Origin of the sequence: Micromonospora sp. NPDC001898 (assembly GCF_042891255.1) — a bacterium.
Taxonomy (GTDB): Bacteria; Actinomycetota; Actinomycetes; order Mycobacteriales; family Micromonosporaceae; genus Micromonospora.
Genome location: NZ_JBIATC010000004.1, coordinates 269222 through 280966 on the forward strand (window position 1 = coordinate 269222; position 11745 = coordinate 280966).

The following is an 11745-nucleotide window of genomic DNA, read 5'->3' on the forward strand; positions in this document are numbered from 1 at the left end:
GTGCCGGCCGGCGACGCGCGTGACCGGGAGATGCCGCCCCGGGTCGTCCTGCTCGGCTTCACGCTGTCCGACGAGGCGCTGGACCGGGTGATGGCCGGGGACGCCGTCCACTCCACCCAGACCCACGCCTTCGCCTGGGGGCTGGTGAGGGCGTTGCGCGACGCCGGCTGCCCGGTCCGGCTGCTGTCCGCCGCCCCGGTCTCCACCTACCCCCGCAACCCCCGGATCCGGTACCGGGCCGCCCGGTTCCGCCACGCCGGGGTGGACGGCCAACTCCTCGGCTTCGTCAACCTGCTCGGCCTCAAGCACCTGACCCGGTTCGCCGCGGCCTGCCGGCGGGGCTCCCGGATGCTGCGGGAACAGCCCGCCGACGTGCTGCTGGTCCACGGGGTGCACACGCCGTTCCTCTGGGCCGGCCTGGTGCTGGGCCGGCTGCGCGGGGTCCGGGTCGTGCCGGTGCTGACCGACCCGCCGGGGGTGCCGCTGCCGCACGAGAGCCGGCTGGTCCGGCTGCTGCGGTCCGTGGACGTCGCGCTGGTCCGGGCCGCCCTGCGCCGGTGCGCCGGCGTGGTCGCCCTGACCGGCCCGCTCGCCGAGGACTTCGCGCCCGGCCGTCCCCGGCTGGTGCTGGAGGGGATCTGCGCCCCGCCGGTCGCGGTCCGGCCCCGGGTCGCCGTCGCCGCCACCCGGCAGATCGTGTACGCCGGCGGGCTCAGTCGCGCCTACGGCGTGGACCGCCTGGTCGAGGCGTTCCGCGGGCTGCCGGGGCCGGACCTGCGGCTGTGCGTCTTCGGCCGGGGCGAGTTGGAAGGGTGGCTGCACGAGCAGGCCGCGCTCGACCCGCGCGTCGTGCCACCGCGGCTGCTGGACCGCGGCGACCTGGCCGGGTGGCTCGCCGGGGCGGCGGTGCTGGTCAACCCCCGGCCGGTCGACCAGCACTTCGTGCCGTACTCGTTCCCGTCCAAGCTCATCGAGTACCTCTCGGCGGGGGTGCCGGTGGTGACCACCCGGCTGCCCGGCATCCCCGCCGACTACGACCCCCACCTGGTGTACGCCGACGACGACAGCGCCGCCGGGCTCCGGAACTCGATCCGGCGCGTGCTGGAACTGCCCCCGGCGACGGCCGCCGCGCTCGGCGCGGCGGGACGGTCCTTCGTCGCCGAGACCAGGAACCCGGTTGCGCAGGGCCGCCGGCTGCGGGCGTTCCTCGGCGCGCTCGGTGCCGCCGCCGGCCGGACCGACGCCGGCGGGCACCGGGCCGGGAGTGCCCGGCAGCCGGCCGGCGGGCGTGGGGCGGAGCGGCAGCCGCTGGCCGCGCCCGAGCCGCGACCGTGAGCCGGACCGGAGGACCGAACTCTCCTCCGTCCCTTTTGCAGTAACTTGCCGGATCGGCGGTCGTTGTTCAGCGGGTGGCCCGGCTACGCGCCGGCTGCCGCTGTGGAGACCGACCAGTGGTGGGGGAGATCGTGAAGGTAGTGGTGACCGGAGGCGCGGGTTTCATCGGCGCCAACCTGGTCCGGGCGCTGTGCGAGGCCCCGCAGGTGACCGACGTGGTGGCGGTCGACGACCTCTCCACCGGTGCGGTGGAGAACCTGCTCGACGTGCCGGTCCGGCTGGCGCGGGGCACCGTCCTCGACCCCGACCTGCTCGACGAGGCCTTCGTCGGCGCGCAGAGCGTGGTGCACCTGGGCGCGCTGGGCTCGGTGCCCCGCTCCATCGACCGGCCGCTGCCCAGCCACCACGCGAACGCCACCGGCACCCTGATGGTGCTGGAGGCCGCCCGGCGGCACGAGGTGCCCCAGGTCGTCCTCGCGTCGTCCTCCTCGGTGTACGGGGCGAACCCCGTCCTGCCCCGGCGGGAGACGCTGCGTCCGATGCCGGTCAGCCCGTACGCCGTGTCCAAGCTGGCCGCCGAGGCGTACGCCCTGTCCTACGCGTCCTGCTACGGGCTGTCCGTGCTGCCGTTCCGCTTCTTCAACGTGTTCGGCCCCCGGCAGGCGGCACACCACGCGTACGCCGCCGTGGTGCCCCGCTTCGTCGCCGCCGCGCTCGCCGGCCGGCCGCTGCGGGTGCACGGCGACGGCCGGCAGACCCGCGACTTCACCTACGTGGGCAGCGTGACGGCGGTGATCGTGGAGGCGGTGCTGCGCCGGGTGGCGGCGCCCGACGCGGTCAACCTGGCGTTCGGGGCCCGGGTGTCGCTGCTCGACCTCGTCTCCGAACTGGAGGACGTGCTCGGCCGCCGGCTGCCGGTGGTGCACGAGCCGCCCCGCCCCGGCGACGTGCGCGACTCGCAGGCCGACTGCGGCCGGCTGCGGGAGCTGTTCCCCACGGCCCGCCCGGTGCCGCTGCGCGTCGGTCTGGAGGAGACCGTGGCCTGGATGGCCGGCCACGTGCTCGCCGGACACTAGTGCCGAGCGTCCCGGCCGGACTCGTCGAGCGGGAGAGACCCCCGCCCGGGGCCCACCGGCGCGCGCCCGACCGCACCCGCCGGCTCGTCACCGGCGTCTGCACCGCCGTGCTCAGCCGGCTGGCCGGGTTCGTGGTCCCGATCGTGCTGGTCCCGGTGACGCTGCCCTACCTCGGCACCGACCTGTACGGCCTCTGGATGGCCGTGGCCGCGCTCGCCGGGATGGCCGCCTTCGCCGACCTCGGCCTGGGCAGCGGCCTGATGACCAAGCTGGCGCCCTGCCAGGCGGCCGGCGACCACGAGCTGGCCCGCCGCTACGTCTCCAGCGCCTACCTGACGCTGTCCGTGTTGGCGGTCGCCCTCTGCGGCGTGCTCTGGCTGATCGCCGACGCGGTGCCCTGGGCGTCGGTGTTCAACACCACCGGTCAGATCACGCCCGGTCAGGCGCAGACGATCGCCCTGACCTGCCTCACCGCGTTCGTGCTCAACGTGCCGCTGTCGCTGATCGTCCGGGTCCAGTACGCCTGCCAGCAGGTCGGCCGGAGCAACCTCTGGCAGGCCGGGGCGGGCCTGGTCGGGCTGCTGGTGGTGCTCGGCATCGTCCGGGCCGGGCTGCCCCCGGTGACGATCATCGTGGCCTCGGCCGTCGCGCCGCTGGTGGTCAACCTGCTCAACAGCCTCTGGTTCTTCTGGCGCGACGGCTCCCGGATCCGGCCCCGGCTGCGCTGCGTCGACCCGCGCGCCGCCCGCGAGCTGCTGAGCCTCAGCGGGCTGTTCTTCGTGGTGACCGTGGTGACATCCGTCGCGACCAGCGTGGACACGCTGATCGTCGCCCACGCCCTCGGCCTGTCCGCCGTCGCCGCCTACGTGGTGCCGGCGAAGCTGCTCGCCCAACTCGGCCAGCTCGTGGTGCTGGTGAACGTGCCGCTCTGGCCGGCCAACGGGGACGCCCTGGCCCGGGGTCAACTGGCCTGGGTGCGGCGGATCACCCGCCGGATGACAGTCGTCTCGGTGCTGGCCACCCTGCTGCCCACGGTCGTCCTGACGTTCGCCGGGCAGCGGCTCCTCGACGTCTGGCTGCCCGTGCCGATCGGGGCCGACCCGTGGCTGCTGGCCGGGCTGGGCGCCTGGTGGGTGGTGCAGGCGGCGCTCTCGCCGCGCTTCATGGTGCAGAACGCCGCCGGCGTGGTCACCCCGCAACTGGTCGGCTGGGCGGTGTTCGCCGTCCTGTCGCTGGTCGGCAAGTGGTACGGAGCCTCCTGGTTCGGGCTCTGGGCGGTCCCCTGGGTCGCGGTGGCCGGGTTCGCGCTCACCGTCGTCCCCGCCGCCCTGTACGGCTACCGCAAGGCGCTGCGCCGGGCCGGGCGTCCGGCGCCGGAATGGAGATCCGATGGACAGTTGGTCGGCTGAGGAACATCCCCGGGTGCTGGTCGTCGGCGCGGCGGTGTTCGGCCGCGCCTCGGGCACCGGGATCACCCTGTCCAACCTCTTCGCCGGCTGGCCGCGACAGCGGCTGGCCCAGCTCTACGCCGAGGACCGGGAACCCGACACGGACGTGTGCCAACGGTTCCTGCGGCTCGACCCGCGCTCCGCGCCCGTGGAGTACCACCTGTTCCGCTGGCGGGCCCGCACCACCCGGGGGACGTCGTCGGGCGCGCGGAACGGATCGGCCGACGGCGGGGCCGGTGGGCCCGGCGGGGCGGGCGTCGAGCCCGGGCCGCTGCGGACCCGGATGCGGGCCGAACTGCGGGCGTTCGTCGACCTCAGCCCGCTGCGGGTGCCCGCCGACGCGCGCCGGTGGCTGCGGGAACAGCGCCCGCAGGTGGTCTACGCGATGCTGGGCAGCATCCGGCAGATGCGGCTGGCGGTGCTCGCGGCCCGGGAATGCGGGGCACCGCTGGTGCCGCACTTCATGGACGACTGGCCCAGCACCCTGTACACCGACCGGCAGACGCTCGGCGTCGCCCGGCGCGTGCTGCTCGCCGGGGTCCGGGAGGTGGTCCGGCACTCGTCGTACGGCCTGGGGATCAGCGAGCCGATGGCGCGGGAGTACCAGCGCCGCTACGGATTGCCCTTCGCGGCCTTCGGCAACTGCGTCGACGCGGCGGACTTCGCCGACCGGCCCGGCCCCGCCCGGCCTGCCGGGGCGGTGCTGGACCTCGTCTACGTCGGCGGGCTGCACCTGGACCGTTGGCGGTCGCTGCGCCGGGTCGGCGAGGCCCTCGGCCGGCTCGCCGCCGACGGCCTGCGGGCGCGGCTGACCGTGCACGCGCCCCCACCGGACCTGGACCGGTACGGCGAGCGGCTCGGGCTGCCCGGCGTCCGGCTGGGCCGGTCGCTGGCCAGCGACGAGGTCGCCACGGTGCTGCGCCACGCCGACGTGCTGGTGCACGTCGAGTCGTTCGCCGAGGAGCACCGCCACTACACCCGGTACTCGCTGTCCACCAAGATCCCCCAGTATCTCGCCGCCGGCCGCCCGGTGCTCGGCTTCGGCCCGGGGGAACTGGCCTCGATGGCCCACCTGGACGCGTCCGGGGCCGGCGCGGTGGTCGGCGTCGACGATCCCGACCGGCTGGCCCGGGAGGTCGCCCGGCTCTGCGCGGATCCCGCGCTGCGCGAGCGGCTGGGCCGGCAGGGGCTGGACTTCGCCGTCCGCCACCACCGGGCGGACCGAGTGGCTGCCCGGTTCGCCGAGACCCTGGGGCGGGCCGCCCGGCGGCCGGTCGGTCCCGCGCCGGAGCAGCCCCGGCGCGACCCGGCCGGGCTGACCCCGGGCGCCGAGCGCCGCTGAGCGCCCCCACCCCCCGCCCCGCCCCAGGCCCCGCCGGCCAGTCGGCCCGAAGCCGGGCGACCGTCCGGGGCGAGGTTCGGGCGGAGCCCGACCGGCCGTCCGCCCGGGTCGGCCCGGGGCAAGGGCCAGGCGGGGCCCGGACCACGCGTTCCGCCCGGGCTCACCCGGTGGCGGGCACCTGGGCTGGCGGCCGAGGCCCCGCGCTCGGGGCCTGCGGTGTCGCCGGGGCACGCAGGGTGGGCAGCACGGTCAGCATGGCCAGGACCAGCCAGGCGGCCGGCGACGCCTCCCACTGGCCGGTGAGCCAGATCGGCAGCATCAGCGCGGTGAAGCCGCAGGCCAGCAGGCGGCCGACCGGCGCGGCCCGGGCGGCCGCCACCAGGGCGGCGGCGAGCGTGCCGAAGTAGAGCAGCACGCCGATCAGTCCCAGGTCGTTGCCGACGGTCAACAGCAGGTTGTGCGGGCCGACGCCGTACGGGTTGGTCGCCATGAGCACCCCCGGCCCGGAGCCGGTGAGCAGGTGCTCCGACCAGGTGGTGACGGCGTAGGGCCAGAGCCACAGCCGCCCGGAGATGTCGCCGGTCGCCCGGCCGTACATGCCGTCGAGCCAGGCCAACGTCCAACTCGGGGTCTTGCCCAGCGGTACCAGGAAGAGCAGCGCGGGCGCGAGCACGCCGAGGCCGAGCATCGTCGGACGGGGCCAGAACCGGGCCGCCAGCATGGCGAGCACGCCGAGCAGCACCCCGATCGCCGCGCCCCGGGAGCCGGTGAGCAGCACGGCCCAGAGCAACAGCGCCCCGGCGGCCGGCGGCACGAGGCGCCACCGCCGGTGACGTGCCACGGCCGCGGTCAGGATCGCGGCGCCCACGATCCCGGCGACCAGCGTGTAGGCGGTGAGATTCACCTCCCGGCCCTCGACGCCGAACCGGTGGGCAACGTCGAGCACCTGCCCCCGCGAACGGAGGTCCTCGGCCGCTCCGGTGACCACCTCCTGGGCGACGACCACGCAGCCGGCGAGGAACGTCCCGCCCACCAGCAGCAGGTCCCGCCGGGTGCGCAGCACGTGCCGGCAGGTCACGAAGAGCAGGCAGACCGTCGCGTACCGGTAGGCGCCCATCGCCGTGAGGTCCGGCCGGTCCGCCCAGAGGGTGGTGTTGTACGCCCAGCCCGCGGTCGCCGCCGCCAGGGCGTCCGCCCAGCGCGGCCGGGGAAGCCGGCCGCTGAGCAGCAGCGCCACCACGGCCATCGGGGCCAGCCAGTTGAACGACCACCACGGCGGGCGGGCCGCCCAGAACGCGATCCAGCAGAGCAGGACGACGCTGGGCAGGCCCGTCGGCCAGGCGCGGAGCAGCCATGCGGCGGGCCCGTCCGCCCGACGGCGCCGCCGCCCCGGGCCGGACGGGACCGGGCCCGCCGGACGGTCCGCTGTCCGCGCCCCGGTGGGGGTACGCGGGCCGAGTCGAGGTGACGAGGTGGTCATCGGAGCGCGCACCGCCCGGGGTCGGCCACGGTCGGGCTCGCGCCTGCCGGACGGCACCGGGCCGGGTGCGGTGGTCGAACTGGCGACATGGTGCTCCTTCGCTGACGGACCGCGCCGCCGCCCCGGTCGACCACTCCGCTGTGGAGCGTGACGGGACCGGTCGGGACCGCTGGTCCGCGCCCTTTGTACCAGTTGTGGCGTGCCGAGGTGGGTGAATCGGCGCGAACCGCTCTCGGTGGGCCCGCCACGGCAGGCCTGCCAACGAGACTCCGGGAGGGTAATTTCCCCCTGTCTTATCCGCTTGAGAGCGATTCGAGGATATAACCCGAAACGCGTATCTGCGGGTGCGGGGCCGTCGTTGACCCGGGTGCCGCACCGGAGCCAGGTCGGGTCCGGTCGGTCGCCCGCGCGGCCGGCGGATCGGTGCGGCACGGGCGGGCGGAACGGGAAGGCCGTCCGCCGGCCGTGACGAACGGGAGAGGCTATGGCTTTCACGACCTCGGGCCGCCGGGTGCTCATCACCGGCGGCACCGGCTCCTTCGGACAGACCATGACGCGCCGCCTGCTGTCCCAGGACGTGGGCGAGGTGCGCATCCTCAGCCGCGACGAGGCCAAACAGGACGCGATGCGCCGGACCCTCGGCGACGAGCGGGTCCGCTACCACGTCGGCGACGTCCGGGACCGGGACACGGTCGAACGGGCGACCCGCGAGGTCGACTTCGTCTTCCACGCGGCGGCGTTGAAGCAGGTGCCGTCCTGCGAGTTCTTCCCGCTGGAGGCGGTGCGCACCAACGTTCTCGGCAGCGCCAACGTGGTCGAGGCCGCCGCGCGCAACGGCGTCGGCTCCGTGGTGGTGCTCAGCACCGACAAGGCGGTCTACCCGGTCAACGCGATGGGCATGAGCAAGGCCCTGATGGAGAAGGTGGCCCAGGCCCACGCCCGCAACGACCCGCGCAGCGCCACCACGGTCTCCTGCGTGCGGTACGGCAACGTGATGTACTCGCGCGGCTCGGTGATCCCGCTCTTCGTCGAGCAGGTCAAGGCCGGCCGGCCGCTGACCGTCACCGACCCGACGATGACCCGGTTCCTGATGTCGCTGGCCGACTCGGTCGACCTGGTCGAGCACGCCTTCCACCACGCGCAGCCCGGCGACGTCTTCATCCGCAAGGCAGCCGCCGGGACCATCGCGGACCTCGCCGAGGCCGTCTGCCGGCTGTTCGATGTGCCGTGCAAGCTCGACGTCATCGGCGTGCGGCACAGCGAGAAGTGGCACGAGACGCTGGCCAGCCGGGAGGAACTGGCCCAGGCCGACGACTTCGGGGAGTTCTTCCGGGTGCCGATCGACGGGCGGGACCTGAACTACGCGCTGTACGTCTCCGAGGGCGAGCTGGGTGAGGTGCCCCGGGAGGACTTCAACTCGGCCAACGCGCCCCGGCTCGGCGTACCGGAGATCATGGAGCTGCTACGCGGCCTGCCGGAGATCCGCGCGGAGCTGGCCCTGCGGGATCCGGTGCCGGCGTGCTGAGGCTGGCCGTCACCGGCGCCGGTGGCTTCCTCGGCTGGCACGTCCGGACGCTGCTGCGCGCCCTGGGCCGACCGGAGCCCGTCGTCGTCACCCGGGCGGACCTGACCGACCCGGACGCCGTCGCCGCGAAGCTCTCCGGGGTCGACCGGGTGCTGCACCTGGCCGGCGTGAACCGGGGCGACCCCGCCCAGGTGGCCGCGGGGAACGTCCAGCTCGCCGCGCAGCTCGCGCACGGGCTGCGGCGCTGCACCGACCCGCCGGGGGTGGTCTTCGCCAACTCGGTCCAGGCCGGCAACGGCACCCCGTACGGCGACGCGAAGGCCACCGCGGCGGAGATCCTGGCCGGCACCGGGGCCGCCCTCGACGACGTGTTGCTGCCCAACCTGTACGGCGAGCACGGCCGGCCCTTCTACAACTCCGTGGTCGCGACCTTCTGCCGGCTGCTCGCCTCCGGGGACACGCCGCAGGTGCAGCTCGACCGGGACATGGAGCTGGTGCACGTCACCGACGCCGCCGCCCGGCTCGTCGGCGTGCCGGCCGGCGGGTCCTGGGACCCGGACATGCCGGCGCTGCGGATCGGGGTGGGTGAGCTGGCCCACCGGCTGACCGGCTTCGCCGACGCCTACCGCCGGGCGGAGGTCCCGCCGCTGCGGGACCGGCACGCCGTGCGGCTGTTCAACACCTACCGTTCGCACGTCTTCCCGTCCGGCGTCCCGATGCCGCTGCCCCGGCGCTCGGACGCCCGGGGTGAGCTGGTGGAGACGGTCAAGGTGCATGACGGCGGCGGCCAGAGCTTCTGCTCGGGCACCCACCCCGGGGTGACCCGGGGGGAGCACTTCCACCTCGCCAAGATCGAGCGCTTCGTCGTGCTGCGCGGCTCGGCGGAGATCGCCCTGCGCCAGGTCGGCCACGCCGACGTCGTCCGGTTCGCGGTCGCCGGCAACGAGCCGGTCGCCGTGGACATGCCGACGATGTGGGCGCACCGGATCACCAACACCGGGCCCGGTGAGCTGGTCACCCTGTTCTGGACCAACGAGATCTTCGACCCGGACCGGCCCGACACGTACCCCGAGCCGGTCGACCTGCCGGCCCTGGTGTCGAGCGCGGTGGTCGCCGGATGAGGATCGGCCTGGTCAGCCAGTGGTATCCGCCGGAGGGCGCCTTCATCCAGGACAACCTCGCCGCGGAACTCGTCGCGCGCGGGCACGAGGTGAAGGTGCTGACCTCCTTTCCGAGCTATCCGTACGGCCGCGTCTATCCCGGCTACCGGCAGCGGTGGCACGACTGCGTCCGCACCGGAGGGCTGACCGTGCGCCGGGTGCCGGCGTACCCCAGCCACGACCGGTCGCCGGTGCGCCGGGCGGCCAGCTACCTGTCCTTCGCGGCGACGAGCGCGGTCGCCGGGGCGCGCTACCTCGCCGACGTCGACGTGACGTACGTCTACCACCCGCCGCCGACGTCCGTCGCCGCGGCCGTCGTCGGCCGGCTGCTGCGCGGCACGCCGGCCGTCCTGCACGTACAGGATCCGTGGCCGGAGTCGGTGCTGCACTCCGGGATGGCGCCGCAGGGGCGCGCGGGCCGGCTGCTCGACGGGGCGATCGCCGGGGCCATGCGCCGGATCTACCGGTCGGTCACGGCCATCGCGGTGATCTCGCCGACGATGGCCGAACTCGTCATCGAACGGGGCGCGGACCCGGACCAGGTGCGGGTGGTCTGGAACTGGACCGACGACCGGCTGTTCCGGCCGGTGCCGGCCACCGACGCCGCCCGCGCCGCCATCGGCCACACCGGACGCTGCACGATCATGTTCGCCGGGAACCTGGGGCTGCTCCAGGGGATCGAGACGGCGGTCCGGGCCGCCGCCGCGACCCGGGACCTCGTCGACCTGGTGCTGGTCGGATCGGGGGTGCAGGAGGAGAGCGCCCGCCGGCTCGCCGCCGACCTCGGCGCCCACAACGTCCGGTTCCTCGGCCGCCGCCCGCCGGAGCGGATGGCCGAGCTGTACGCCGCGGCCGAGTACCAGCTCATCTGCCTGCGGGACGCCGCCGGCCTGCGGGGGACCGTCCCGTCGAAGCTCCAGGCGGCGCTGGCCTGTGGCCGTCCGGTGATCGTCTCGGCGGGCGGCGACACCGCCCGGCTGGTCCGCTCGGCCCGGGTCGGACTCACCTGCCCGCCGGAGGACTGGCGGGCGCTCGCCGACCGGTTCGCAACCGCGGCGGCCCAGCCCGTCGCCGAGCGGCGGGCGACGGCCGACCGCGCCCGCCAGGTGTATCTGGACCGCATGTCGCTGCGGGTGGGAGTCGACCAGTTGGAGGACATCATGATCAAGGCCGCGGACCGGGGGAGGCGTCGATGACGCGCGTCATGACGGTGGTCGGGACCCGACCCGAGATCATCCGGCTGTCCCGGGTCATCGCCCGGCTCGACCGGACGGTCGACCACGTGCTGGTGCACACCGGGCAGAACTGGGACCCGACCCTGTCGGACGTCTTCTTCACCGAGCTGCGGCTGCGCCAGCCCGACCGCTACCTTGGGGTGGACACCACCTCGCTGGGCAGCGTGCTCGGCGGCGTGCTGACCGGGGTGGAACGGGCGATCGAGGACCTGCGGCCGGACGCCCTGCTGGTGCTCGGCGACACGAACAGCTGCATCGCCGCGCTGATCGCCCGGCGGATGCGGGTGCCCGTCTACCACATGGAGGCCGGGAACCGCTGCTTCGACCTGAACGTGCCGGAGGAGACGAACCGGCGGGTGGTCGACCACGTGGCCGACTTCAACCTGGTCTACACCGAGCACGCCCGGCGCAACCTGCTGGCCGAAGGGCTGCACCCCCGTCGGATCCTGCACACCGGGTCGCCGATGCGGGAGGTGCTGGAGCACTACCGCGCCGAGATCGACAAGTCCGGCATCCTGGAGCAGCTCGGGCTGACCCCCGGCGGCTACTTCCTGGTCAGCGCCCACCGGGAGGAGAACGTCGACGACGCCCCCCGGCTGGCCCGGCTCCTGGACTGCCTGCGGGCGGTCCGGGAGCACTGGGACCTGCCGGTGCTCGTCTCCACCCACCCCCGTACCCGCAAGCGACTGGCCGAGTTGGCGCCCGACCCGGCCGACCTGGCCGGCATCACGTTCCACGAGCCGTTCGGCCTGTTCGACTACGTACGCCTGCAGGCGCAGGCCCGCTGCACCCTGTCCGACAGCGGCACGATCAGCGAGGAGGCGGCGATCGTCGGCTTCCCCGCGGTGACGCTGCGAAACTCGATCGAACGCCCGGAGGCCCTGGACAGCGCCGGCATCCTGCTGACCGAGCTCGACCCGGACGCGGTCCGCGAGGCGGTGACGGTCGCCGTCGCCCAGGTGGCGTCCGCAGGCGTGCCCTGCCCGGCGGACTACCAGGTCACCGACACCTCCCGCCGGGTCGTCAGCTTCGTCCTCTCCACGGTGCGGCTGCACCACGGTTGGGCCGGCATCCGGCGCTGACCGGCCCCTGGGCCGGCATCCGGCGCTGACCGGCGGCGCTGACCGGCCCCGGTCGGGCCGGG

9 protein-coding genes are annotated in these 11745 nt (G+C 74.9%); 8 read left to right on the forward strand and 1 reads right to left on the reverse strand.

All coding sequences use genetic code 11. The features are described from left to right. The 4 genes from ACFYZF_RS11735 (at window position 1) to ACFYZF_RS11750 (ending at window position 5201) form a co-directional block, all read left to right on the forward strand. Window positions 1-1335, forward strand: coding sequence for a glycosyltransferase (locus tag ACFYZF_RS11735; protein ID WP_387018717.1), 1335 nt, complete (start codon window positions 1-3; stop codon window positions 1333-1335). Between the two features lie 119 nt (window positions 1336-1454). Further along, on the forward strand, window positions 1455-2411 hold the full coding sequence (locus ACFYZF_RS11740) for an NAD-dependent epimerase/dehydratase family protein (RefSeq protein WP_387018720.1): 957 nt from the start codon (window positions 1455-1457) through the stop codon (window positions 2409-2411). Next, window positions 2411-3820, forward strand: coding sequence for a lipopolysaccharide biosynthesis protein (locus tag ACFYZF_RS11745; RefSeq protein ID WP_387018723.1), 1410 nt, complete (start codon window positions 2411-2413; stop codon window positions 3818-3820). Before ACFYZF_RS11740 ends, ACFYZF_RS11745 begins: the two co-directional genes overlap by 1 nt. Beyond that, on the forward strand, window positions 3801-5201 hold the full coding sequence (locus tag ACFYZF_RS11750) for a glycosyltransferase (RefSeq protein ID WP_387018726.1): 1401 nt from the start codon (window positions 3801-3803) through the stop codon (window positions 5199-5201). Before ACFYZF_RS11745 ends, ACFYZF_RS11750 begins: the two co-directional genes overlap by 20 nt. A gap of 160 nt (window positions 5202-5361) precedes the next feature. Here the strand turns inward: ACFYZF_RS11750 and ACFYZF_RS11755 are convergent, their stop codons facing one another. Continuing rightward, window positions 5362-6681, reverse strand: coding sequence for an O-antigen ligase family protein (locus ACFYZF_RS11755; protein ID WP_387018729.1), 1320 nt, complete (start codon window positions 6679-6681; stop codon window positions 5362-5364). 484 nt (window positions 6682-7165) lie between these two features. Between ACFYZF_RS11755 and ACFYZF_RS11760 the strand changes: the two genes are divergently transcribed. Genes ACFYZF_RS11760 through wecB form a run of 4 tightly spaced genes read left to right on the forward strand, consistent with a single transcriptional unit; the run spans window position 7166 to window position 11683 of the window. Then, the gene (locus tag ACFYZF_RS11760; RefSeq protein ID WP_387018732.1) at window positions 7166-8206 is read left to right on the forward strand and encodes an SDR family NAD(P)-dependent oxidoreductase; all 1041 of its coding nucleotides are present in this window, start codon (window positions 7166-7168) and stop codon (window positions 8204-8206) included. Then, window positions 8200-9327 carry an NAD-dependent epimerase/dehydratase family protein gene (locus tag ACFYZF_RS11765; protein WP_387018735.1) on the forward strand — a complete coding sequence of 376 codons (1128 nt, stop codon included), beginning with the start codon at window positions 8200-8202 and terminating at the stop codon, window positions 9325-9327. Before ACFYZF_RS11760 ends, ACFYZF_RS11765 begins: the two co-directional genes overlap by 7 nt. Beyond that, a complete protein-coding gene (locus ACFYZF_RS11770) occupies window positions 9324-10562 on the forward strand; it encodes a glycosyltransferase family 4 protein (protein WP_387018737.1) in 1239 nt (412 codons plus the stop codon). The genes ACFYZF_RS11765 and ACFYZF_RS11770 overlap by 4 nt, the downstream gene beginning before the upstream one ends. Next, window positions 10559-11683, forward strand: coding sequence for a non-hydrolyzing UDP-N-acetylglucosamine 2-epimerase (wecB, locus tag ACFYZF_RS11775; RefSeq protein WP_387018739.1), 1125 nt, complete (start codon window positions 10559-10561; stop codon window positions 11681-11683). Before ACFYZF_RS11770 ends, wecB begins: the two co-directional genes overlap by 4 nt. Window positions 11684-11745: the final 62 nt, after the last annotated feature.

Bases quoted from the DNA above. Each gene is read 5' to 3' on its own strand.
- ACFYZF_RS11750 (WP_387018726.1), top strand. From the start codon at position 3,801: ATGGACAGTTGGTCGGCTGAGGAACATCCCCGGGTGCTGGTCGTCGGC.
- ACFYZF_RS11755 (WP_387018729.1), bottom strand. From the start codon at position 6,681: ATGACCACCTCGTCACCTCGACTCGGCCCGCGTACCCCCACCGGGGCG.
- ACFYZF_RS11760 (WP_387018732.1), top strand. From the start codon at position 7,166: ATGGCTTTCACGACCTCGGGCCGCCGGGTGCTCATCACCGGCGGCACC.
- ACFYZF_RS11770 (WP_387018737.1), top strand. From the start codon at position 9,324: ATGAGGATCGGCCTGGTCAGCCAGTGGTATCCGCCGGAGGGCGCCTTC.
- wecB (WP_387018739.1), top strand. From the start codon at position 10,559: ATGACGCGCGTCATGACGGTGGTCGGGACCCGACCCGAGATCATCCGG.